Source organism: Phyllobacterium sp. P30BS-XVII, from assembly GCF_014138335.1.
Classification (GTDB): domain Bacteria; phylum Pseudomonadota; class Alphaproteobacteria; order Rhizobiales; family Rhizobiaceae; genus Phyllobacterium; species Phyllobacterium meliloti.
In genome coordinates, this window is record NZ_JACGXO010000013.1 from 43,742 (window position 1) to 67,510 (window position 23,769).

Consider the following 23,769-nt stretch of genomic DNA (forward strand, 5'->3'; position numbering starts at 1 on the left):
AATCCCGTAATGAGGCTACATGCCCAACACCATAATCGGCATTTTCATGGGAGACGCGCAGATAACAATGCGCACCATTGATGAATGAAAACCAGATATTCTTTTGCGCTTCTCGCTCGCACGGAGCTTTCAACCAAAGATTTACTGTCAAAATCGACTAGCGTGCTTCGCCCTTGGCCTGTCGTATTGCGTGTATTTTCGTCGCGTCGCCCCATATTGCCCGAGAGTCATAGGCTCTCATCGGGAAAGCACCCCACGTAGGCTTGATCTTGAGATTATGACTCTCAATGAAACGCAAGACCATCGTCTTGAGTGTAACGGGCTCTCCTGAACAGCAGTTGATCGTACCCGTAATCTGATCCTGTGCCGCAACATCTGCGATCATTTCGCCCAACTCGGCCACGTCGATGAAATCAAAAAGCAACTCTCCCGAATTCAACGGGAATTCCGCCTTTCCATCCGCTTCGGCTTGCAACAACTTTTTGAAGATTGAATTATTGTTGGCGTCGTCGCCGACAATATAGAAACATCTTACCCATTGGTTGACGGCAGTATACTCCTTGCACAGCAGTTCCTGAACCAGCCGAAGGTGATTTTTTGCTATTCCATAAGCGTGTTGAGGGAAAGTAGGCGTGCCTTCGACAATCGGACCGATATGGAAACCAATCTCGTGCGACGTGCCAGTGCCAACAACATGTCTCAGGCCACCGGCAAGCATGTTTTGAAGGAACGTGATATGTGCGGGCAGGTTTTCCAAGTGTTTGGGGCTGGAGTGTATAAAGCCATCCTCCCAAGCCAGATGAATCAGAACGTCTGGTCGCCCCGTCTCTTCAAAGATATCAGGATTTGGAACGAGAACATCGCCTTCAAATACCTCAACGCCATCATCCCGCGACATCTTGCTGCGGGTTGCAATAACCACTTTCTGACCACGAGAAACTAAAGAATTAACAACATTACGGCCGATGTAACCATTGGCTCCAGTCACCAGATACTTCAAACCACGCTTCCTTCCGTTAATGTGCGGAACAGATGCCATTTCCGAAAGGCGTAAGTCAACCATTCATCCATATTACAACAGATGCCACAGACGCATGTGGTCAAAACACAACGACCATGATGGGGCGTCATTTTTTTGTGGAGTGATCTCATAGCGTTATATTTCCATTCCAGGCCGGATTAAATGTTCTGCACGCCGCGTTGCAGAGTTACAGAGCTAAAAAACCATGAAAGAACTTTCGGCGTCCGTCGACAGAGGTAGCGGGCGATTTGTTGTTATCCTGTCGCCGCTGAAATCTCCCGCGTTCTATCCAATCAGCCAAAATGCATCCACGGCCTCACGATTATGTGCGATTTTCGATCCAGTCCACCAACGAACGCAGACCGTTTTGAAGTGACGCCTTCGGCTCCCAGCCAAGTCCTTTTCCGGTGTTTTGTGCTTTTGAGAATGCGTGCCGCACATCGCCATAGCGATAATCGCCGCTCAAGTGAGGTTCCGGTGCGGCGTAGATTTCGGCGATCTGCTTCGCCAGGTCCTTGACAGTCACCGGTATGCCACCTCCGATATCGATAACTCCTTCCATAATCCCAGGTTTATGCGCGGCCATTATCAAAGCCGCAGCAACATCATCGATGAGAACGAAATCACGCAACATCATTCCATCTTCATAAAGCGGGATTGACTTACCTTCTTTTCCCATCCGACAAAATAGGGAGACGATTCCGGTGTACGGATTAATGAGCGACTGACCTGGTCCAAATACATTCTGCAGGCGGAGTATCATCAACTCCGATCCGCTCGCATTGCACCACGAAGCCAAAATGTGTTCCTGGGCAAGTTTGGTGGCTCCATAGACACTTACCGGCGATGGACGAACATATCCCGCCTGCATAGGCAGCGGCTCTCCGTCAAAGTCCCATTTGGACGCGGCAAGCTGCTCGCGACTGCGTTGACCAGGGTAGAATACAGTGTTGCATTCGAAAGACTGCCAAGCGCCCTCTCCGTAAACGGCCCGGCTGCTTGCCAGAACAATGCGCTTTGGAAGCCTGTCGTGCCGAAGGAAAGCGTCGAGCATCATGGTAGTGCCCGTGACATTCGTATGCGAATGGCGCGACGCTTCCGAAAATGATTGGCCCGTACCCGTTTCCGCCGCAAGATGAATAACAGTCTCCGGTGAACAGTCTGAAAGCAGGCTGTCCCAGGTTTTCGGCTCAGTTATATCGGCCACCAGAAGCTCTACACTCTTGTAAAGAGCGTCCGGTCGACGTTTAGACATGTGTATCTGGGGATGAAGATTATCCACGACGATGACACGATCATAGAGCTTGGCCAATTGGGATGAAATCGCGCAACCGATAAAACCTGCGCCTCCCGTGACAAGACAAATGCCATGACTCACGTTCATTCTCCTAATATTTCAGTTTAAACCTGCTCCTAATATTTAGGCCCCAATTCGCCGGTCAGAAATCAAACTCGAGATGCTGCACCTCTTCAGAACACGTGCAAAGGCGCATATCCGTAACTGAAGGTACGACAAGTGTATAGCCAGCCAGGAAACGTCAAGGAAGATAATCCACTATCTTTTACCAGAACCAGTTTTGCTCTCTTCAAACGGCAACCAATCCACTCAACTCATTGCGTTTACCCAATGAACATCAATGCCAACAAGAATGACATCGCAATGTATAGCCAAGATCAAACGCCGTTATGGCGCCTAGATGGAAAGCCTCTCTTTCACCGCAGTTAGCGAGTAGAGAAAATTCACAAGAGAGTCAAAAGTCGATCTATACGGCTCCGGAGACGAAAGGTATTCCCATTTATAATCGTATGCTGGCTTCATATCCCCGCTCTGGAAATCCCCTTCTTCGTCTACTTCTTCGAAATGGGTTTGGCTTTGAAACCTACTCTCTAGATAACGAAGGGGATGATAGAGATTTTGGTCCAGATGAGTAACTTAACAACTTGGTCGACGACGTTACTGGCAAAAATGGACATGCCATAATTGAAGAAGCCCGCAGCTCACCCGATCTTTACATCATTAAAACACATCAAAAGCCACTTACGGATGACCCGGCGATTTACGTGCTACGAGATGGACGATCATCGATTATATCGTTCTTTCATTACCTCGGTCGCCAAGGCAATCGCATCGTTCCTATGGAATTTATCATTGACGGAGTACCTTTCAGCAGTTCCTGGTCTTCCCATTTTGCAGCATGGAACCCAACAACTCGGTCGAATCCCCTCTTCCTGCGTTTCGAAAATGTGACGCAAGATCCAAATAGCACAATTCTTCAACTCAGCGAATTCCTACAGAAACCAAAGATAGGTAATTTTGATCAGTCGTTTGAAAAATTGAACGCTCTTTCTCCGCAGTTCTTCGGTTCCGATGATGATCAGAAAAATATCGCGGAGATCAAACCATTTTGGGGACTGTTTGTTGCTCGCCACGGTCCGCTCATGAGGCAGATAGGTAAAATATCCGAAGAAAAATGTCTGCCTGTTTTGAAATCCTATTGTACTGAACTCGAAGGAAAAATGGCTCTGGTAAATCTTGCTGCAGAAGTGTCAAACTTAGCTGAAGTTGAATATCATCGTTTTGATCTACTAAGCTCAAGGATGGATAGCTTTGCAGTTGGGCTTACTAATATGATCAACCAAATGACAATAATCGAGAAACACAGCTACGAGCATTATCTAAACCTAACTGCTATGATCACCAAATCTAGAGAAATGGACGAAACAGATAAGATCAGCTAGGCGCCACATGTTGTGCGAATAACGCGGCACACCCAACAAGATGGGATAACGAAGGTCAAAGCCCCATCTTCGTGTGCTATTGCTTCGCTTTGACAACACTCAATCACCAATGGAAACTGACCTTACGCGAATGCTTGTAAGGGTAGCTGCCGCAAGTTCCGTGTTCCTTAATAACCAGACCGTGTTTGCATCAACTTGCCCCGGAAGTGGTATTGATATTCTATTTTCGCCGGAATTGAACTCGTGCCAACCCTGGGTAGTCACACCTGCAACCTGATACGACAAGTAAAGAGAACCGTCACCCTCTCCGTTGATCGTTAGTTGGAGATATCTTTTGGCAGCCTCGTTGTCGGGGAGTTTGATGGTTGATGGTTGGGATAGTCCTGTGTCAGATGCAAAAACGACTTCGCTTTTTCCCGGCTGTGCTGGCCATATAGCATCAGTTGTCAACTCAGGCGTTGTGGCGAACGACGATCGCATCTTCAACGCATCGACATCCCCAAGTGGCACACCGAAATAACGCTCTGTCATCAAATAGAGCACAAATCCGGGTTTGAATTTTTCAACGGTACCTTCGAAATCCAGCTTTGCGGGTGGCTGCTGGACATGATGATTCACCTGGAGCAATTCTTTGAATGAAGCCGTCCAATAGGGTGACAGCGAGGCGCCCATGGAATCTGTAAACACGAGTGTTCGCAGATTGCTGGTCGCATTGGGTGAAAAGGTCTCGCGTGGCAGTTCAAGAAACCCGGTCAAGGTTTCTCCAGAAAGCGGGCGCTGTGTGCCATCCGGCATGATAACATTGTACGTGGGGAACGGCTGTTCACGAACAGGACGGGTCCACTCGTTGGTTACGTCGATATTCAAAAGACCCGCCGCTTCGTTGTTGGCGTTAATCGTTTCAACCTTTATCTTATCACCAACCCCGGCCAATTTTTCACCGGGCATGATCTTTTCAATCTCCGGTGCAATTTTCTGCCAAGCAACGTAGGCACCAAAATCCGACCAGTGAGAATTAAGTTTGGAGTAGGTCTCGGCAATCTTTCGTCCTTCGATCAAATCACTACGTATGTCGAGCAACGGCAATCCCCGTTCCTTCGTCAGCTTGAGCACACGATCAAAAGGTGTTGGATTGTTTGAAAAGCCTGAGGGTACGTGCGCAAGCTTGTCAGCGTAAACAGTACCAGTCGAGGGAGCGACGACAAACAGCATAGGAATCCCGCGCTGCTTGAGATAATCCCGCTCATACTCGAATGTATTTACCCATGCATCTATTTCGGACTGGGGTGGATTGTATCGTCTGGTCACCTGATCATAGGCTTTGACATGATCATTGCCGAGGAACATGTAACCCTCTTTACCCATTGCCATCACATTAGGATTGGGCGAAACTCCAATGCGATATAGAGCCGTATTGTAGAGAGCAATACCATCTGACCAAAGAGGGGTTGCCCGACGCAAAACCTCCTTTTGCACTATAAACGATGCAGGATTGTCAATTACAGTACTAACAAAGGTTCTGAATTGGGGAGACAAAACAGCAGCAGCAGGCGGAATCAAAAGAGCTCCGATAAATACTGTGTTGATGATAGTCCTTGTCGGTGAATTGAACATTCTAAAACCTGAAATAAAGGAACGGGCTGTAAGATCCGGAAAGAACCTTGAGGCTACAGGCAAACACTAGAACTGCTGCGATAACTACGCTACCTGGTACAACCATACTCCCCGGTACGAGTTTCTTCACTTTCTCGTATACAGGCATACTGAATATAGCACCCACAATTAGCGTGCCCACGACAAGCGAATTGGCAAAGGCAGCTAGCGGCCATGCCAGTGTGCCAGCTTCACCGAACCCAAACATTGCCCTCAGCATATGGCTCGCTACATCGGCGGAATCGGCCCGGAAAAGTGTCCAGCCAATCATGACCACAAACATGACATACACATGCCGCAAAGCATTCGGGATCAGCCATTTTTCAGGATTAAACCGCCGTTCGATCAGCATGAAAAGACCGTGCCATAGACCCCAGATCACAAAGGTCCAGGAAGCACCATGCCAGAGTCCAGTCAACGCAAAGACAATCAGCAGATTGACATATGTCCGCCCAGCGCCGCGGCGGTTACCTCCCAAGGAAAAATAGACATAATCGCGGAACCATGACGACAGCGTTATATGCCAGCGGCGCCAGAAATCACCGATGGAGCGGGCCATATAGGGATGATTGAAGTTCTCCGGATACTTAAATCCCATCATACGCCCCATACCGATGGCCATATCGGAATAGCCGGAAAAGTCGAAATAAATCTGCATCGTGTATGCGATGACGCCTAGCCACGCTACACTCAACCCCAACTCTCCGTGCGGAAGCGCAAAGATGGTGTCCGCTGTGGCCGCCATCGTATCAGCGATAAGTACTTTCTTGGCTAACCCTCGCACGAACCGCCCAATGCCTTCGAACACATGTTCGGCCTTTACACGCCGGTCATCCATATCATTGGCGATATCGGCATACCGCACGATGGGCCCCGCAATCAATTGTGGAAACATCGCCTTATATGTCGCGAACACAAACAGGCTCGACGTCGCCTGTATAGTTCCCCGGTAAATATCCATGAGGTAGCTAATACCCTGAAAGGCAAAGAAACTGATACCCAACGGTAAGGCGATATGGAGTACCGGGAGCATATGCTCAATACCGAGCATATGGAGCACCTGGTTGGCGTTCTCTCCGACAAAGCCAATATATTTAAAGTAAGCTAGTAGTCCAAGATTAAACATAATACCGGCAACCAACGCCGAAAGAGCTGCCTTTTTCGACTGTTCAAGAAATCTCTTGATGATCACTCCAAAAGAGAAATTTCCAAGAATCGATATCAAGAGAATAATTACACGCTCGCCCTCGCCGATGGAATAAAATAGCAGACTGACGATAAGAATAAGCAGATTCCGATAGCGAGGATCTAATAGATAATAAGTAAGAAAAAACAATGGAAAAAAGATAAACAGGAAGTTGTAGGAACTGAAAACCATTGTTACCGGCCATTATAAAAAGTGCATATTTCCTGGTCGCACCTCACGTACGGACCAAGTGTGTGTACATTATCCATTCAAGCGCAGGTACGCTTTTCACCAATGTGACCCGGTGAGTCAAGCACGATGCTCGCAACTTTTCACAGGCTAACCACCAAAACATTTTTGGGCGAATACTCTTTCCACCCGCTATCAACAGATGTGGCTAGGTGCCTGTAGCCGATGGTTTCGGTACAGGCTACCGGATACTAGACATATAAAAAGCTTTGTTGAACGGCCGAAACATCATGAGTGCCGTAGACCATGGTGCCCCAATAGTTGTTGCCAACTGCGACCGAGATGAATACTCCGTTGGCGGTATCCTGAACATAAGTCTTTCCAATATAAGCCGAAGACAAGGCGAACAAATCTTGTTTGGCCGTGAAATCGGCGATGGCCTCAACAGTGTTGGCTTGAATATCGTTCATAAACTGGAAGATATCCGCGCCAGCTCCACCCTCATATCGGTCAGCACCAAGACCTCCATACAGCACGTCATTGCCATTGCCGCCATAGAGTGCATCGTTTCCTCCATAACCGTAGAGATAATCTGCACCGTCATTGCCAATCAAAATGTCGCTGTTGACGGTACCACCCACCTGATCGCTCCCAGCCCCCGCATCCACATAGACATAGCCACCATAACTATTGGTGCCGAATATGGTGTCGTCACCAGCACCTGCAAGAACTGTATCAAGACCATTGGCATGAATCGTATCATTGCCATCACCGCCATCAATAGTGCTGACGCCACTTGAGACAGAACCATAATAAGTTGATGAGAAGATTGCATCATTGCCAACTCCCCCATTCAAACTGTCATTCCCCGTTCCACCATACAATGTATCGTCGCCTGGACCCCCATCGAGAAAATCGTCGCCTTCGCTACCGTCCAGGGAATCGTTACCAGTCCATCCAAACAGGGAATCATTGCCTCCGTTTCCGCGGATCCAATCGTCGCCTCCGTTCCCGTAAAGGCCATTAACGCCGTCATTACCCGTGATAATGTCATTGAACGCACTTCCAACACCGACCTCTATAAAGTAATCGCCTTGGTATGCATTGTGGCCATTATAGATATCGATATTATTGTCAAAGCCGTTAACACTGGAAAATGCACCAGGGATTAGACTAAGTATTGTCCCCGTTGTTGATCCAGAGAAATCCAACGTGTCCCATCCACTGGTATCGTGAATCGTGAAGCCAACTGCGCTGAGACGACCGCTGCTTGTAAGAGCAAACCCATCGTTGCTGCCAAAGCCATATGTATTATTAGAAGTGTTGATATTTACCTGCTGGAAGGAGCCATCTGGATTCATAAAATATTTGCGGACCAGAGCCTCAACGTCGGCGCTTCTTGGGGAAATGAGATAATATTCCCGGGATGTAAGGCCAGCTTCAACAGGCGTAAAGTAGGACATTATTGAATACTGCCACGAATCCAACGCGAACTGCGCATTGCTGGCAAAAGTAGCATTGAAGTTATAGTTCCCGCCGTGACCAAGTCCTAGCGCATGGCCGATCTCATGAACGAAGGTCTGATAGCCATAACCTCCGATGCTAAAGTCACCGCCCCACCAGGTAGGCCCAACGTTCAGAAGATGAGTACTACTATCAAAATAAGCACCGGTGTCACTATTGCCGAAATTGACATCAGTTGCCCCGCTAAAAACCTCCTGGAAAGTAACCGGGAGCATTTGTGACCATTTGGCCATTGCTGCACGCGCAGCTACAAGTTGCGAGGTATAGGAATTTAACGCTGTTAGATTGACCTGAACGATGAGATCTGATTGCCGGAATTCAGTAAATCCTCGTGCTTGCCAATAACCACGCCGAAGAAAGTCAACATAGTGATCGAATGAGGGATCAAGCGCGTCAAAACCCAAATCGCTTGATTGCGCTCTGGTATCAAAAACATAAGACAAAGAACACCCCGCGCGGAATTAGACCGGTCTTTTTGACCATTTTATATAGTAAACAACCGACGAGCTACTATGATGTGCGTCTGATTGTTGTCAATGGAAAATCCTTTATAAAAAGGACGACGGGCATTATTATCGAGACTGTGTCTCAGATGAGGATGTTTCATCGTGATTCAGCAATGGTGCTGGTGTCAGTCAATATTTTGTAAAGGGACCAATGTTGTAGGTTCCTTTACACTACAGCAGACAATTCTGAGATACTTTGCGCAGCGTACAGCGAATGCGAGGCATACGCCGTGCCGTTTAGATGTTGGAATGCCGCGTCAGCTAGGATTTGGGGCGTATACGCAAAACACGCCATCGAAATGAAAGCAGCATTGACTGCCACAGGATCGCGATTGACCGGAGCACACCGGGGTGCAGGTTAACGCTGCCTACCGTATGTTTTCCTCCCCCGTTCAACATTGACACAATCATGTTGCGTTGCGACTGGATGGAGTTCGTAGGTAGCGCGGACGTCAACAAATCGACCTTGTGCTCCAACATCACATAAGCTTGAGCAGCACTTCGTGCACTGGAAACATGCTGTGTGATATATCCGGAGTCCTGAGCGACATATGCCATAACACGTTCGAGCGCATGCGCCATGCCGCCATCAGCATGGTTGGGCTCTTTATTGAAGTCTGTCCATTTCCAATTCTGCTTAAATATCTTACGCAAAGCCGACGGACGAAACCAAAACATTGTTCCATATGACGCAACAGGAGTTGTATCATCAAGATTTGCATGAATATTCAGCGTCTTTACGACTTCTTCCACCTTCGACTTGTTGTTATACCAAGCGTGACCAATTGTGTAGAACGATATGTGGATAATTGGAGGTATGGCGATGCCGATCCATGGGCTGTCAACCAGCATATTCAATAGATTGGTAACATACCCCTTACTGCCCAATAGGTTATTCAACAAATGCCGCTTAAAGAACTCTCCGCGCGCAGCCTCAACTTGTGGCGTTTTCTTTGTATGGACTCGGCAGACATAATCGTATCGATCGTCAAGAAAGAGGTCTCGACAACTGATGAATAGTGCCGACATGTCTCTTCCGCGATTTTCCTCGACCACCCTGACAATAATACTCTTTATGCCGGGGTAACCCGTCAACCTTTCGATCAGCTCATTTTTCTTATTTTCCGTGTCCGTGGTCGCAATGAAATCGTAGGGTACCGGAATATTACTTGTATAACTTAAGATTTCCGGCAGCATATCCGTGTAGTACATATGCGCGCAGACCGCGATATTCCCGTATTGTTCGGCTCTTGCTGGTGCACTAGCTTTGTCAGCAAGTATCGACATGAGAGTGGCATTTACGTTCAATGTGCGTAGCTTGCTCGTACGGGCCGCATTCTTCCATATAAGACCCAAGTCGAAATCGGACGTAGACTTCAATATATCCAGTGCGCGCGTGGTATCGGACGCGTTAACTTCCAAATAATTAGTGTCACCAAAAAACATTCTGCGTTTGAGAATGGGACACCGCTTTAACATCATTTCGTCAGGGCGCAGCATGAGAGGATAATCGCCGCCGATATCACGGCAAGATAAATAAACAGAAGATTTGAAGCCCAATTTTTCGAAATAGCTCGTAAACCGGCTCTCGTGTTTCACTACTGAGTCCGTATAATTTGCGATTTCAGGCATGTTTGCCCAATAGTGCTTAAAGGAGGAGGACTGGAGCATCGGCCGCCGAACGGCAATAAAATGTGAGTTAATATGGTACGGTAACACCCCACTATGCGTGAACGGGTTCCTAGACATCTCTGCGTGATCTGTAATGCCCCAGAAATCGCATTCCCGACTATCCATTTCGGTGAATAATTCTGACAATGGGTAAAGAGGCCCATAATTCGTATGATTATAGAGGATCAACTCATCGTACTTGGAGATTTCTTCGTAGCCTATTGATTCAATAGCAGTTTTGTAGGCCCATACGTCAAAGCCATCATTTTCTCGAATGATAATCTCATCGACGCATTTCTTTATCTTCGCCTCGCCGTCCCGATGGAGCGGACCATTGCTCACGAAGATAGTCTTTTCAACAAACGGCTCGAATCCCTTCACCAAGGCTGGCATATAGTCATCTACGATTCCATCTTCATCGTAGAAAAATGCCACGGCAAGACGCTTTGTACCGGCCATTCACTAACTCCTGTGTCGCAATTTGTCCAATTTTGAAATGTCTAGGCAACCCAATTGCAGATTTTCTTCAAAACTACAACTTCAACTTCTGTCTAATCGAGGTAGTAGAATCGTTTGGATCATTTTCTTATGAATCTGCCTGTTGACACAATGTTATGATGAATCGCCCTTTGTTAAAACGCATTCCGCCTCCGAGAGAAAAAAGCGATAAATATCTGCACCGAAAACTTTGTGACAGTTCAACCGAGATATTAAAGGGCCAGAGGTTAGAGAGTTTGATGACAGCGAACAAAGATTGTTGTCAGGACATAGGGAATTATAATATCCATATTAAGAACGTCGCTGTCTGTGCAGGCACAGTTAAATCTTATCACTCGTGTGTTTCATAAGAAAAACACACACTCCATTAACCTTGGAGAACTTGGGCGCCTTATTTATACGGTACTCAACCTCAGTTTCCAAGGATTGAGTTAAAGCGGACGACGCATCATGGCGCTAAGTCAAAACTACTGTCTCAGTGAGAGCCTAATACAACAAATGTTAAACTCATCACGAACCTATCGCAAGTATGCATGGAGATTCGCATTCTAGCATCCCATTTTCACAAAAATCGACGGATGCCGGATTGAGAAATAATGGAGGAAGAACGCGATGACTGCATACATGGTTGAATTTCCGGCGGAATACGATGCCGCAGTATATAAATCTGAAAACGCTGAGCTGGCAAATTTTTCGCCACAACTTCTGGAGCAACACTACTATCTGTACGGTGTGCCTGAAGGACGACCCGGAAATGCGCTGAAGACGCGCACTGATTTTCTGACCCTCATCCCATCCACAGCAAAGGTTCTCGAAATCGGGCCATATTTCTCACCGAGCATGACCGGCGAAAATGTCAAATATTTCGATGTTCTTTCACGTGAACAACTTATTGAACGGGCGATTTCCCAAGGACAGACTGAGCCGAATCCTCCACACATCGACTACGTGTCGCCTGTAGCCGACCTAGGTGTTATCGATGCAAAATTCGATTATATTGTCAGCAGTTATTGCATCGAGCATCAGACCGATTTGATTAAGCATCTACAGGACGTCGAAAATTTGCTTCACCCCGGGGGAAGCTATTTTGTAATGGCACCGGATAAGCGCTACTGTCACGACTACTGGATGAAAGAGAGCGGAGTAGCTGAAGTTCTAGGTGCTCATCACGAGAACAGAACAACCCACCCGTTCCGATCTGTTGTAGAGCATTTGGCGCTTTCGGCACACAACGACCATTTTCGACATTGGGCCGGCGATCATGGCTACCCCTATGAGGATTTCTTGCCACGTCTTGATCGAGCAAAGCACGTATTTGAGAACGCAAACGGCAATTATGTGGATGTTCATTCCTGGTATTTCACGCCGGACAGTATGCGTGAGATTATCCACATTCTCAATCGCACAGGTGACGTAAAACTATCGTGCGCTCGCTGTTATGATACGCGAAGAGACCATAACGATTTCTGGGTCATCTTACAAAAGGCAAACTCCTAAAACTTTAGGCCAGATATTCGTCAGGTGAGATGTACTATTTTTGATAGATTGATCATCATCCTGGCGAATGACGGTCGGCACGTTGTCAATCGCAATAGATCCAGACGATAAGCGTAGGGTAGTTATCGCTGATCGAATGACAGGATTCGACGGACTGCTCATTGCAAAACTGTGCAAATCTTTGCATGGTCAATTCTTAATCTTGCCCAGTTTGTTCTTATAATTTGTCCTATACGTGTTTGGCATGTCTTGATCGCCAAAAAAGTCATATAGGATTGATGTATGCTCCCGATTTGTTCCGCCCATCATTCTTTTTCTGGTGTTTGCTTGACGCGCGGAGGCGGAAATGGTCCAGCCTATGGTCTAACAGCACCCGCTGCCTAATGGGCAAAAGCTAAAAACGTTAAATTTTGTACGTTTGAATGAGACAAAAGGATACAGTGATGAGCATCCGTGGATTAGCGTCCAATGCGGCCTTTTACAGCATGATAGCAATGTTCCCAATTCCCGGAGCTTTTTATGCCAGTGTCACGCCTTCGATTGCAGCGGAAACCAGCACAATTATTGCATCGTGGCCTCCACTTACGGGAATTGATAATTCTGCTTTTACAGGGGATCCTACGCTCCCTGCACCCGCATCCATAAGGCTTACCAGGTCCGACAATGAAAGTGCCTTGCGTTTTTCCTTTGCGTCAAGCAGCGCCTCTTCGGTCTATATCGGCTATAAGATTAATGGTAAGATCACTGAAGGTTGGCACAATTTCAATATTGGTGAACGGGTAACTGTCCGAATACCAGGCAACATAGACGATCAGACCGTCTGGATTAGCCGTGATCCAAAACAGACACCGTTTAATGTTAAAAAAATAGAAATAGTCCGAGGAATGTAAGCTAATTCAAAGCTATCGCATCCGAAAAAGTGCGCTCCGCAATAGTTCCGAGCTATCTGCTAGACGTTCCTAAGCAAGGAACGGCGGACCGGAGAAACATTCTGCGGGCGGTTGTGTGTCCACGCTACTTGACCTGAGATCGAAGTTCTGACCAGTTTTTGGGAGAGTGTTACGTTTTCAATTGACCTCATGCGGCCTGTTTTTCCGGTATAGCTTTCACTGGGAACTCGTTGAATGTGATGTTACCCAATAAAGAATATCGTCTACAACACGAAAATGGCTCAGATAAAGTCCCGGCTCCAGCGTTCATTGGAACGTGATGGCAATATCAAAGGTTGCCTTGGTTCCCAGGGCACAACTCGGTCATCTTCAAGTCATCATTATGTTCCCTCGAAATACCGATAACTGGTTCATCCTTGATCCACGCCTGCTCCACGTTCTTCGTCTTCTCCTTATGATGGAATCTACCAAATTTGGGGGTAGGCTCACGGGCTCAGCTCAGTCTTCACGAATGCAGACAATGCATCACGAAAATTACGCGCGAGAATATTATCTTGAAAAGCAAGAACAATCGGAAAACTGCGGAGTCCGTCACTTTTCAACCAAGCAGTTATCTATTTGACTCACTTGAGAGAAAAGTGGCGCGAGTGACGGCGCTCGAACCAGCGACCTCCGGCGTAACAGGTCGATGAATTGGCGCGTCATTTCAATACTAGTTTCAAACATTTCGAAGGGAGTATGAGCGGGAAAAAACATCTAAAGCAGAAACCGACAAGCTGAGGGCAAAAGGCATTTGTACCGACCGATTCAACGATTGCCAATTGGCAATTGAAGATGGATTGATTGACCTAATTGCCGTTGCACCAATCGCCGGATGGAGTCAGAAGGAAGTGATAGCTGCCCTTTTGGCGGAGTACATCACGCCATGAGCGTGTCTCGGTCTGGATTGGCCTGCCGTTCTTGCCGGTATGTTCGCTCCGGTTAGTAAATGCGCTGTAGCGCACGAAGCCGACTGCATGATGAGAGATTGCTATCGTCGCTGTATCTTCGACAAAGCTTTTGCGCTTCTCTTCAAACAAGGCCTTCCACTTCTCTGAAAGATTGCTTCCAGCCTTCTTGTTCGGATTATACCCTTCGACTAACTGTCGAGTGCTTGTCCGAATTCCCTCCTGACTGTGTCCACAACGATTGATGTTGTGTCAAAGTAAGGGAGGCTTTGCACGACAAAGGTTTTTACCGCCTCGCTGAGTTTGCCTTTTGCCGTGGATTTGTCAGGCTCGGGTCAGTTTTGTATTGACTGCAATTATTTAGGTCTTGCGGCATTTAGCCTTGAGAGGCGTGATGTCGGCGCTCAGTGCGGAAGGACAGGTAGTTCCTGTAGGTCCCGTAGTAGCATTCCTGGCGTAGATAATTAGGGCAACCGTTTTGGAGCGAATCCAAACCCGGTTAGGCTTGCTACCTTGGTCGCCTCCTCACAGTGACTGATCAAAAAGTTTCTGGTATTAGCTGACACCAAGGAGCCGCTATGGGAAACTTTAAGATCAGAACTGATCGCTCTCCTCAAGAAGACAAACGTCTTTCTCTGGAGAACGATTGCCGAGACTCCTATGGAGAAAACAACAAGTCCAAACGCAAAGCCATTCCACGGTTTAAAGCCGCATCCAATCGTGTGGGACGCCGTATCAGCAAGAGTTTGATCAAAAAGGCAACCATTGACATCGACCTTGTTGATGAAGCTGCCTTACACAAAGCAACATTAAAAGCTACGCGCCCGATAAAGACTAAAGTCAGCGAACAGCCACTGAGGAACTTTCTCGCGTGCAAAAATGTGCGCGGAAAGCTCTAGCTGGTTCCAGAAGCCGGATTCGACCTGCCAGCGTCTTGGCTATGGCAAAGCGTAACCGAACTGCGCTGTTTCGCAATACGGGATATTTTGGTGAATAAAACTCACCTCACCAAGATCGTACTATAGTGACGATAAAATTCCCGATCAGACCAATTGTCGTCAAATTCCAAAGGCACGTGCCACGAAATATCATTCACCGGCCTTTGTCACCGCCATACATTTTCTGAATTCTCACGTCGCACCGTTCACGCAACTCGGTCCAACGAAACTCATGCGCGACAAGTTCGATGAGTTCACGGGGCACGCTTCCTTCATCCAGGCCCCATTCATCACGTTTTTCCATTGTTTCCGCAACAAGGACCAGAACGAAGCTCTTTAGATTGTTTTTCTCCCGAAGAAGATTGATGGCCTCAAAAAAATAGCTTCCGCGCGATCAACGCCAAACCGCCCCTCCAGTATGCGCCGCGCATTTTCAATCAATATCGCAAGCGAAGCAGAACTATTGGAAATCCTCGACCGCTGTAACATACCGTTTATATGCAAAGACGGGTATTTTATGGTTTATGGTTACGCTTCTGACAGTAGTTGGCAGTTCTCTCACTCTCCTATCGAAGGCGCATAAACCTCCATCTGCCGCAAGCTGATGCTCGGGCTGGGTTTGACCGGCGAGTGTTCCCTATCCATAGGTCCGCACTGAACATCAAATCATCCAGGCGTCATTGTAGGCAATTCCTCACCAAATTGAAAGGATTATTTTCCATATACAGGAATTTTAACCTATTTCACATTATCCTGTCACTATAAATGTCAAGTTCGATGCGGACTCCACGCATACCAACAGCAAGCAAAGTTTCTGGTTGCAGGTCTATTCCTTCATTGTTTCGATCCAGCCAAAGCCCACAGAAAATACGCGCGCGGTATTTGGCGGAAAGCAGACGCCAAACATCGAGATTTTGCGTGAGAGGCTCAAGTAATTCGGCGATCTGACCATTTAGATCGCCCAGAGATCGATATTTGACTTTGCGATTCCAAAGGCCCGTATGCGCCACCCTAACCTTTCCGTTTGGTAGTACGTGATCTTTGCCCTTCTCGTAGGCCAGGTGCGGTTGCGCGCCCATCAATCTCGTTACGTACTCGACATCCAGATCATCACCCGCAAAGTTAACGGATGCTGCAGATTGAAATACTTCGGCCATGGATGTGCCAGTCCCTTTGTCGTTGATCTTCCACAAGCGCAACAATCTTTACGAACCCAGAAATTACTCACTCGGCCGTCCTATCTTTTTGAAAGAGAGCTCTCCAAAAATGCTTAGAATGTCTGTCCGCCATATCTTGAGCCCACTCAACTAAAGCAATATCGCGCAGATCAACTGCCGGACGGTATTCAAATTCGTACTTTATGCCTGCTGGAAGCCGACCCGTTGGAGGTAGGATTTCATACTTTATGCTCATATTGCCTGTGAACCGAAGGTATCTGTACGCAAAGTATAGGAGCTCCCTCTTGCCAATCGTTTTCGTGTACTCGTCGATTTCGCGCACCCGGTTATAGACGCTATCAAAATCCTTGGATCTGCACGCACGTTCGAGATTCACGAACAGGAGAAAAAGCTTCTTGTTCGTTAGAGTAAGAACAGTGACGGCAGTACTATCCACTCCGAGATTAATCAACCTTTGTTTGGTGAAGCTATATATCGACATTGACCACCGACTTGAAACAGACCCGCTCGTCCGTTCATAGCAGAATAACGGGCGAACATTCAGAAAACGACGAAGAAGGTTTGACTTCTGCTGAGATCGTTCGAGAGGTCGTAATATTTCTTGCAGCGCAGATCGCTGCCGCAGCAAATTCCAAAACATCCTTTACCGACAACATGCGGAACTTGCTTGACCGTAAAAGTACTCGAAAAAAAGATCAGGCGTAAAGAAAAGTTTGACAACAATTTTTGGCAATAGATTTCCAAGGCGGGAAGCCGTGAAGTTCTTCCCATGCACTCGGCGAGTATTCCCTGTCTCTAGGCCGCCAGTCAGCCGCAAATCACTTTTCTAAAGGATGTACTGAATTTTCACCTATTCAAAGGATCAAATACTTATCTACAAGAAAAAGGGCTGCGTCCGAAGCGCCGCCCTAGATGATTTCAAGCTGCGCCCAGGGTTCTGACATGTTTTACTTGCTCTGAATTGGAACGGTTTTGGTTGTGCGGGCGGGCATCATTGCGGGACGGCATACCTCTTGGACAATGCCTTCAACGTCAAAGACTGGTGGCATCGAACTACTGCAGTAATTGTCATAATATTTTTGGGTTGCGATCAGCCCGCCATTGGCGGTGATAAAAAAGCTATCATATGCAGGCGACGCAATAATCGGGGTGTTGGTAACAACGGGACTTTCTGCGGTAACGGGCCATCCGGTAATGTCACCCTTTTCGCAGTTGCGCGCACCCGCCTGATATCGCTCTGGAATGAGTTTTGTAACAAACTGCTGCACGGCAATTAGGATCTGCTTGCGACCTGCAACGTCGAGCCCAACATTTGCCTGATAATCCACTGCACCGCTCTGATTGCTCTTGAAAACTGGCAGTTGATCCGTGAGGTCTTGTAATACATCCCGACATAACGCAGCCGATTTTGCCAGTCGACCATGCATCCCATGATAAAATGCGAATTGGGATAAGCGTTACTAAACAGAACCCGGAATTCTTCATTGCCTGTCTTGTTATGCACGCGCGAGAAGGGAACCGCTTCCGTCAGGCACTTTCGGGCAAAATCGTCGGTCAATGGCAGAAGGCGCTGACATTGACTATCAAATTCTGTGGCGGCATGGACCGCTGTTGTGAGGACCAAGGTGGAGAATAACGCAACGATCAGAAGACGAAAATTCGCGATGAAGTCTCTCATGACTTTGGCTATATTGCTTGCCCTACCCCAAATCGAACTTTGGCCATAGATAGTACAATTGACCAATCGTGCCCTTTAGACATCATGAGTTTGAGCGTCAATGCTAATTTACGGCTCGCGGCGTCATCGCTTATTTGTTCGTCAAAAGCGAATAGGTCTTCAGGTAAACTGGTTCAATATCCCAACCTCTCGAACTAAAGAAAAGCTCAACGACTTCAAACAGCCAGTCTTGCAACTGATTTCTGTTCATCCATCTCTTTCGCGTCATCAGCCCTCACAAAAGAAACAAAAGATCGCGGTCGTACTCTAGTCGGCCTTCGAGTTTATTCATGGCCAACCAAATAAATGCACCGTAGTCTAAGTCCTTTAAGTCTTCCTCGAATTCCGATTGGAGATTTGCCTCGTTCAGATCCAGCACAATTGCGTATCTTAACCCCTCCTCGTGGGAAAGCTGCTGCCTAATAGCATCGAGAATTTGCTTTCCAAGCACCTTAACCACTTCCTCGATTGGATAACTTTCCAGAAATAGGTCTAACGCGCGCTCACTCATGATGATTTCCCAAGTGTCCGCCAAGCCGACGATAATTGTTGCGAATCAAACTCAACCGGCGTCATTCTCCCAAAAAGTTCGATCAGTGCAATGACGCGCCCCGCCTGCGTTATCTCCTCCACAATCGCAGTATGCTGGCTGATTTATTGTTGCGGGGTCGACGGGCTCACACTTGGTCGACTTCGGTTTGAATGACGCGATCAATCACATGAGGCGAGAGGATCACTCAGGAACTACTCGCTAAGCTTATTGCGTGAGCCCTGGGGACGACCTGCCGGATTGCCGGACTACTCCTTTTTAAAGGGAATGCCTACTTGTTGTTTTTGTTCTGTTTTTTTAGCATCCGATGTCATCACGGGCTTGTTTTCTTATGACAGCCATCGTCTCTGTTATAGCAAGAGAGTTGTAAGGGGCCTTGGCGGAATCGCGGAACGTAAGCCAGAGACACTCAATGAACGATTTAGAGCCGCGGCAGAGTTAATAGCTTCATCTATTGCGAGAGCACTGTTGTTCACAACTATTGAGGCTGCTGGTTCAGCGCTTGCATATTGCCGATCGCTAACACCGTCGCATGCAGTTTCCGTCGGGGGCTGGATTGGAGCTTCTCAATCCGACGACAAAAGACCGGAGAAGCAGCATTCGCGATTATGTCCTGCCGAACTCGGCAATTGGCTTAAACATATATGGCTGGATTGGATTTCGAACTCCACGATGATGCTCCAATTTTTAGACCGCGTGGCGCAGCCCGGGACTGAAGGGGGGTCGCCGACATAATCCCGTTCCATACAAGAAAAGCAGTCTTATTGATGACTTTGCAGACGTCCGGCGTACAGAGTCCTCGGTAAAGAAGAAAAGCGCCGATTATGGACATGCGGCGTACTGGCGCGATTGAAGCCGTATCGGACGGCGGGACTGTCGAATCTATCGCTACCAAGATGGGTAACAGCATTGATCAGAACAAAACGTTGCAAAAAACGTATATGCTGGTCAATTTGGCTTCGGTCCACGCAGCGGATGAATCAAGAAAGATCGGTCGCAAGAATATCGCTTCCCAACAGAATGAGATAAAAAGTTGAAACTGGTGAAGAAAGCGAGTTGAAACTGCGGGGTCCGCCACTTTTCAATCAAGCAACTATCTATTTGACTTACTTGAGAGAAAAGTGGCGCGAGTGACGGGGCTCGAACCCGCGACCTCCGGCGTGACAGGCCGGCACTCTAACCAACTGAGCTACACCCGCGCACTTTGCAAACCAGAAGTTCATCTGGTGTGAGGCGTCGTTTAAGGGGTTCGCAGGGGAGTGTCAAGCGCTTCGCAACACGAAAAATGCGATTGTGAAAAACTCTTCAAACAAATCATAAAAGTGTCGTATACCCCCTTGCCAATAGCGCGCGAAACGCCTAAACGCTCCCCACACACCCTCTGTGAGGGGCGATTAGCTCAGTTGGTAGAGCGCTTCGTTTACACCGAAGATGTCGGGAGTTCGAGTCTCTCATCGCCCACCATTCCACTGTGGAATATAGAATATCCCCTCAATAAACCTCCTGATCTATCAGCAACTCCGCCTATGTGCTGGATTGCATGAATGATACTGGTTTTGAGTTTCGTGATGCGGTTTCTGCATCTATCCCAATAAGAGAATCGGTTTGCAGGCAAAAATCATGGTCTTGCACAATGACGGCTGAAGCTTAGGGACAGATACGCTGTCTGACTTTCTCTGCTGCAATCAAACAGGCCCTGTGTTTTCCTCATTGCACGCATCATTTTCTGCGGCAACAATGTGTTTCTCCTTCCAAGAGACAAACCAAATAATGGGAACAACACATGGTAACGACCCGCACGTCACGAATCGCCGTCTTTTCGCTTGCTACACTCTATCCTGCCCTTGCCCATGTGCCCCTCGCCTATGCCCATGTGGGCGTGGGTGAGACCAGCGGCTTTACCCACGGCTTTGCCCACCCCATATCCGGCCTTGATCACGTCCTTGCGATGATTCTCGTCGGCATCTTTGCCTTTCAGCTGGGCGGTCGCGCCCTCTGGCTCGTTCCAGCCGCTTTTGTCGGCATGATGGCTGTCGGCGGCGCGCTCGGCGTTGCCGGGATCACTATGCCCTTCGTGGAGCTTGGAATAGCTCTCTCGATCATCGTGCTCGGTGCAGCCGTCGCATTTGAGGTTCAGGCGCCGGTTGCCATAGCATCTGGCCTGGTGGGGCTGTTTGCGGTTTTCCATGGCTACGCCCATGGCGCGGAAATGCCTGAGAGCGCCGGTGGCCTTGCCTATGCGGGTGGGTTCATGGCTGCGACCGCCCTGCTCCACATCGCCGGTATTGGCATTGGCTTTGCTATCGGCAAAATCGGCCAGCGCGTGGGCCCCAACGTTGTCAGGCTTATTGGCGGGCTTGCAGCCCTTGCCGGTATCGGCATCCTCACAGGCACGCTCTGAAACGTCCACTGATAGAATCAAAAAAGCCGGGCAATGTCTTGCCCGGCTTTTTGTTTGTTTCGATATTAGTGCGCAATCTGCGCCGAAGCATCATCTTCGGTGGATGCGGCTGCCGGTACATGAACCGGCTCGGTCCATTCGATTGGTACAGGCGCACGCACCAGCGCATGCTTGAGCACTTCGTTGGCGTGGCTGACCGGGATGATCTCAAGGCCGTTCTTCACATTATCCGGAATTTCCGCCAGATCCTTGGCGTTCTCTTCCGGGATCAGAACCGTCTTGATGCCACCACGCAGTGCGGCAAGCAGCTTTTCTTTCAGACCGCCAATCGGCAATACCCGTCCGCGCAGTGTGATTTCGCCGGTCATGGCGATATCCTTACGCACAGGAATACCGGTCAGGATCGAAACGATCGCTGTTACCATGGCAACACCAGCCGATGGACCATCCTTTGGCGTTGCACCCTCAGGCACATGCACGTGGATATCCCTGCGGTCAAAGAGTGGAGGCTCGACACCGAAATCGATGGCTCTTGAGCGGACATAGGATGCCGCCGCAGAAATCGATTCCTTCATCACGTCGCGCAGATTGCCTGTGACAGTCATGCGGCCCTTGCCGGGCATCATGACGCCTTCAATGGTCAGCAATTCACCGCCCACTTCAGTCCAGGCAAGACCTGTAACAACACCAACCTGATCTTCACCGTCGATCTGGCCGAAGCGGAATTTCTGTACGCCGAGATAATCGTTGATGTTGGCCTCAGTGACCTTCACCGACTTCTTGGTCTTCGACTTCAGAATTTCCGTCACTGCCTTGCGGGCAAGCTTCATCAGTTCACGTTCAAGGCTACGCACACCGGCTTCGCGGGTGTAATCGCGCACGATGGCACGAATGGCACCTTCTGAAACCGAGAACTCCTTCGGCTGCAACGCATGATCGCGGATAGCCTTCGGCAACAGGTGCCGCTTGGCAATCTCGACCTTTTCGTCTTCCGTGTAACCGGCAATACGGATGATCTCCATACGATCCATCAAAGGACCGGGGATATTCAGCGTATTGGCCGTCGTCACGAACATCACATTCGAAAGGTCATATTCGACCTCAAGATAGTGATCCATGAAGGTTGAGTTCTGTTCCGGATCGAGCACCTCAAGCAGAGCCGATGATGGATCGCCGCGGAAGTCCTGGCCCATCTTGTCGATCTCGTCGAGCAGGAAGAGCGGGTTGGACTTCTTTGCCTTCTTCATCGACTGGATGACCTTGCCGGGCATCGAACCGATATAAGTGCGGCGGTGACCGCGAATTTCAGCCTCGTCACGCACGCCGCCAAGCGACATGCGGATATATTCGCGGCCGGTTGCCTTGGCGATCGAACGGGCCAGCGACGTCTTGCCGACACCGGGAGGACCAACGAGACACAGGATCGGGCCTTTGATCTTGGTCGACCGCGCCTGCACGGCGAGATATTCCACGATCCGGTCTTTCACCTTGTCGAGGCCATAATGCTCGGCGTCCAGAACCTCGTCGGCAAGGTTCAGATCGTTCTTGACCTTCGACTTCTTGTTCCACGGAATGGTCAAGAGCCAGTCGAGATAGTTGCGAACAACCGTCGCTTCGGCGGACATCGGGCTCATCTGGCGAAGCTTCTTCAACTCCTGATTGGCCTTCTCGCGCGCTTCCTTGGAGAATTTTGTCTTCTTGATGCGCTCTTCCAGTTCGGCTGCCTCGTCGCGGCCATCTTCGCCGTCGCCAAGTTCCTTCTGGATCGCCTTCATCTGTTCATTGAGGTAGTATTCGCGCTGGGTCTTTTCCATCTGGCGCTTGACGCGCGAGCGGATACGCTTTTCCACCTGAAGAACGGAAATTTCCGACTCCATGAACGACATTGCCTTTTCCAACCGCGCACGCACGGAAAGAATGGACAGCATGTCCTGCTTTTCAGGAATCTTGATCGCAAGATGCGAGGCGACCGTATCGGCCAGCTTCGAATAATCCTCGATCTGTCCGGCTGCGCCAACGACTTCTGGCGAAATCTTCTTGTTCAGCTTCACGTAGTTTTCAAAGTCAGACACGACAGAGCGGGCCAACGCTTCGATTTCAACGGGATCTTCTGATGGTTCTGCCAGCGTCGTGGCATTGGCTTCGTGGTAATCCTCACGATCACTGAAACTGGTGATTTCAGCGCGGGCAATACCCTCAACCAGAACCTTGACCGTACCATCCGGCAGTTTCAGCAACTGCAGGACATTGGCAATGGTGCCTATGCTGTAGATTGCATCCGACTGCGGATCATCATCCGCAGCGTTCTTCTGTGTGGCAAGCAGGATTTGCTTGTCGACGCCCATCACTTCCTCAAGTGCGCGAATGGATTTTTCGCGACCAACGAAGAGTGGAACGATCATGTGTGGGAAGACAACGATATCGCGCAATGGCAAAACGGCATAAAGCCCGCTTTCCCCACCCGCTGGTGTCTTCTTGCTTGCAACCGTCATTTCATGTCCTTTCTCAGGCCAATCGGCCTAGATCGCCACATCCGGGTACCCTTTGGTTGCATGATCTTTCCAAAAATCGGGAACCATTTTTGGGATCATGCGAAGAGCGGCGTACTACCGGTTGTGCAGCTTAACCTTTACTTGGAGTGGCGGGGCTCTCGTTTCAAGCGCC

Annotated in this window: 16 protein-coding genes and 2 tRNA genes; 7 read left to right on the top strand and 11 right to left on the bottom strand. The window is 48.7% G+C overall.

What is annotated here, in order from left to right; genetic code table 11:
* Positions 1–157: 157 nt before the first annotated feature.
* A complete protein-coding gene (locus FHW17_RS24200; RefSeq protein ID WP_210276018.1) occupies positions 158–1,063 on the bottom strand; it encodes an NAD(P)-dependent oxidoreductase in 906 nt (301 codons plus the stop codon).
* A 280-nt stretch (positions 1,064–1,343) separates the two neighbouring features.
* Positions 1,344–2,399 carry an NAD-dependent epimerase/dehydratase family protein gene (locus tag FHW17_RS24205; protein ID WP_348643778.1) on the bottom strand — a complete coding sequence of 352 codons (1,056 nt, stop codon included), beginning with the start codon at positions 2,397–2,399 and terminating at the stop codon, positions 1,344–1,346.
* Between the two features lie 563 nt (positions 2,400–2,962).
* Here FHW17_RS24205 and FHW17_RS24210 point away from each other — a divergent pair.
* Complete coding sequence (locus FHW17_RS24210) at positions 2,963–3,760, top strand: sulfotransferase domain-containing protein (RefSeq protein WP_112529559.1); 798 nt, start codon at positions 2,963–2,965, stop codon at positions 3,758–3,760.
* 99 nt (positions 3,761–3,859) lie between these two features.
* Here FHW17_RS24210 and FHW17_RS24215 read toward each other — a convergent pair whose 3' ends face one another.
* The 4 genes from FHW17_RS24215 to FHW17_RS24230 form a co-directional block, all read right to left on the bottom strand.
* On the bottom strand, positions 3,860–5,374 hold the full coding sequence (locus tag FHW17_RS24215; protein ID WP_112529557.1) for a hypothetical protein: 1,515 nt from the start codon (positions 5,372–5,374) through the stop codon (positions 3,860–3,862).
* 1 nt (position 5,375) lies between these two features.
* The gene (locus FHW17_RS24220; RefSeq protein ID WP_112529555.1) at positions 5,376–6,791 is read right to left on the bottom strand and encodes an MBOAT family protein; all 1,416 of its coding nucleotides are present in this window, start codon (positions 6,789–6,791) and stop codon (positions 5,376–5,378) included.
* Positions 6,792–7,039: 248 nt separating this feature from the next.
* On the bottom strand, positions 7,040–8,755 hold the full coding sequence (locus FHW17_RS24225) for a hypothetical protein (protein ID WP_112529553.1): 1,716 nt from the start codon (positions 8,753–8,755) through the stop codon (positions 7,040–7,042).
* A gap of 324 nt (positions 8,756–9,079) precedes the next feature.
* Positions 9,080–10,948 carry a rhamnan synthesis F family protein gene (locus FHW17_RS24230; RefSeq protein ID WP_182510992.1) on the bottom strand — a complete coding sequence of 623 codons (1,869 nt, stop codon included), beginning with the start codon at positions 10,946–10,948 and terminating at the stop codon, positions 9,080–9,082.
* Between the two features lie 651 nt (positions 10,949–11,599).
* Between FHW17_RS24230 and FHW17_RS24235 the strand changes: the two genes are divergently transcribed.
* From FHW17_RS24235 to FHW17_RS24250, 3 genes are all read left to right on the top strand, one after another.
* Positions 11,600–12,484 (top strand): methyltransferase domain-containing protein, encoded by an 885-nt coding sequence (locus tag FHW17_RS24235; RefSeq protein WP_112529549.1) that lies wholly within the window; start codon positions 11,600–11,602, stop codon positions 12,482–12,484.
* 443 nt (positions 12,485–12,927) lie between these two features.
* Entirely contained in the window at positions 12,928–13,374 is a 447-nt protein-coding gene (locus FHW17_RS24240) for a hypothetical protein (protein WP_162700388.1), read from the top strand.
* Between the two features lie 1,525 nt (positions 13,375–14,899).
* Complete coding sequence (locus FHW17_RS24250) at positions 14,900–15,220, top strand: hypothetical protein (RefSeq protein ID WP_112529543.1); 321 nt, start codon at positions 14,900–14,902, stop codon at positions 15,218–15,220.
* A 782-nt stretch (positions 15,221–16,002) separates the two neighbouring features.
* On the opposite strand, the gene FHW17_RS24255 is transcribed toward FHW17_RS24250, so the two are convergent.
* From FHW17_RS24255 to FHW17_RS24265, 3 genes are all read right to left on the bottom strand, one after another.
* On the bottom strand, positions 16,003–16,416 hold the full coding sequence (locus FHW17_RS24255) for a DUF4279 domain-containing protein (RefSeq protein ID WP_112529541.1): 414 nt from the start codon (positions 16,414–16,416) through the stop codon (positions 16,003–16,005).
* 968 nt (positions 16,417–17,384) lie between these two features.
* Complete coding sequence (locus FHW17_RS24260; RefSeq protein ID WP_112529535.1) at positions 17,385–17,765, bottom strand: hypothetical protein; 381 nt, start codon at positions 17,763–17,765, stop codon at positions 17,385–17,387.
* 624 nt (positions 17,766–18,389) lie between these two features.
* Positions 18,390–18,665 (bottom strand): hypothetical protein, encoded by a 276-nt coding sequence (locus tag FHW17_RS24265; RefSeq protein WP_112529531.1) that lies wholly within the window; start codon positions 18,663–18,665, stop codon positions 18,390–18,392.
* 863 nt (positions 18,666–19,528) lie between these two features.
* Here FHW17_RS24265 and FHW17_RS24270 point away from each other — a divergent pair.
* The gene (locus FHW17_RS24270) at positions 19,529–19,741 is read left to right on the top strand and encodes a hypothetical protein (RefSeq protein ID WP_112529529.1); all 213 of its coding nucleotides are present in this window, start codon (positions 19,529–19,531) and stop codon (positions 19,739–19,741) included.
* Between the two features lie 85 nt (positions 19,742–19,826).
* Here FHW17_RS24270 and FHW17_RS24275 read toward each other — a convergent pair.
* Positions 19,827–19,903: transfer RNA gene (locus tag FHW17_RS24275), tRNA-Asp, on the bottom strand.
* Positions 19,904–20,092: 189 nt separating this feature from the next.
* Between FHW17_RS24275 and FHW17_RS24280 the strand changes: the two genes are divergently transcribed.
* Together FHW17_RS24280 and FHW17_RS24285 are read left to right on the top strand one after the other, a co-directional pair.
* A tRNA-Val gene (locus FHW17_RS24280) sits at positions 20,093–20,168 on the top strand.
* A gap of 319 nt (positions 20,169–20,487) precedes the next feature.
* Positions 20,488–21,105, top strand: coding sequence for a HupE/UreJ family protein (locus tag FHW17_RS24285; protein ID WP_182510993.1), 618 nt, complete (start codon positions 20,488–20,490; stop codon positions 21,103–21,105).
* 65 nt (positions 21,106–21,170) lie between these two features.
* Here the strand turns inward: FHW17_RS24285 and lon are convergent, their stop codons facing one another.
* Positions 21,171–23,597 carry an endopeptidase La gene (lon, locus tag FHW17_RS24290; RefSeq protein ID WP_091883796.1) on the bottom strand — a complete coding sequence of 809 codons (2,427 nt, stop codon included), beginning with the start codon at positions 23,595–23,597 and terminating at the stop codon, positions 21,171–21,173.
* Positions 23,598–23,769 lie beyond the last annotated feature (172 nt).

Excerpts from the sequence above, each read along its gene's own strand:
- FHW17_RS24240 (WP_162700388.1), top strand. The coding sequence starts at position 12,928 with ATGAGCATCCGTGGATTAGCGTCCAATGCGGCCTTTTACAGCATGATA.
- FHW17_RS24255 (WP_112529541.1), bottom strand. The coding sequence starts at position 16,416 with ATGGCCGAAGTATTTCAATCTGCAGCATCCGTTAACTTTGCGGGTGAT.
- FHW17_RS24235 (WP_112529549.1), top strand. The coding sequence starts at position 11,600 with ATGACTGCATACATGGTTGAATTTCCGGCGGAATACGATGCCGCAGTA.
- FHW17_RS24215 (WP_112529557.1), bottom strand. The coding sequence starts at position 5,374 with ATGTTCAATTCACCGACAAGGACTATCATCAACACAGTATTTATCGGA.
- FHW17_RS24220 (WP_112529555.1), bottom strand. The coding sequence starts at position 6,791 with ATGGTTTTCAGTTCCTACAACTTCCTGTTTATCTTTTTTCCATTGTTT.
- FHW17_RS24200 (WP_210276018.1), bottom strand. The coding sequence starts at position 1,063 with ATGGTTGACTTACGCCTTTCGGAAATGGCATCTGTTCCGCACATTAAC.
- FHW17_RS24265 (WP_112529531.1), bottom strand. The coding sequence starts at position 18,665 with ATGAGTGAGCGCGCGTTAGACCTATTTCTGGAAAGTTATCCAATCGAG.
- FHW17_RS24285 (WP_182510993.1), top strand. The coding sequence starts at position 20,488 with ATGGTAACGACCCGCACGTCACGAATCGCCGTCTTTTCGCTTGCTACA.
- FHW17_RS24270 (WP_112529529.1), top strand. The coding sequence starts at position 19,529 with ATGGACATGCGGCGTACTGGCGCGATTGAAGCCGTATCGGACGGCGGG.
- FHW17_RS24230 (WP_182510992.1), bottom strand. The coding sequence starts at position 10,948 with ATGGCCGGTACAAAGCGTCTTGCCGTGGCATTTTTCTACGATGAAGAT.
- FHW17_RS24250 (WP_112529543.1), top strand. The coding sequence starts at position 14,900 with ATGGGAAACTTTAAGATCAGAACTGATCGCTCTCCTCAAGAAGACAAA.
- lon (WP_091883796.1), bottom strand. The coding sequence starts at position 23,597 with ATGACGGTTGCAAGCAAGAAGACACCAGCGGGTGGGGAAAGCGGGCTT.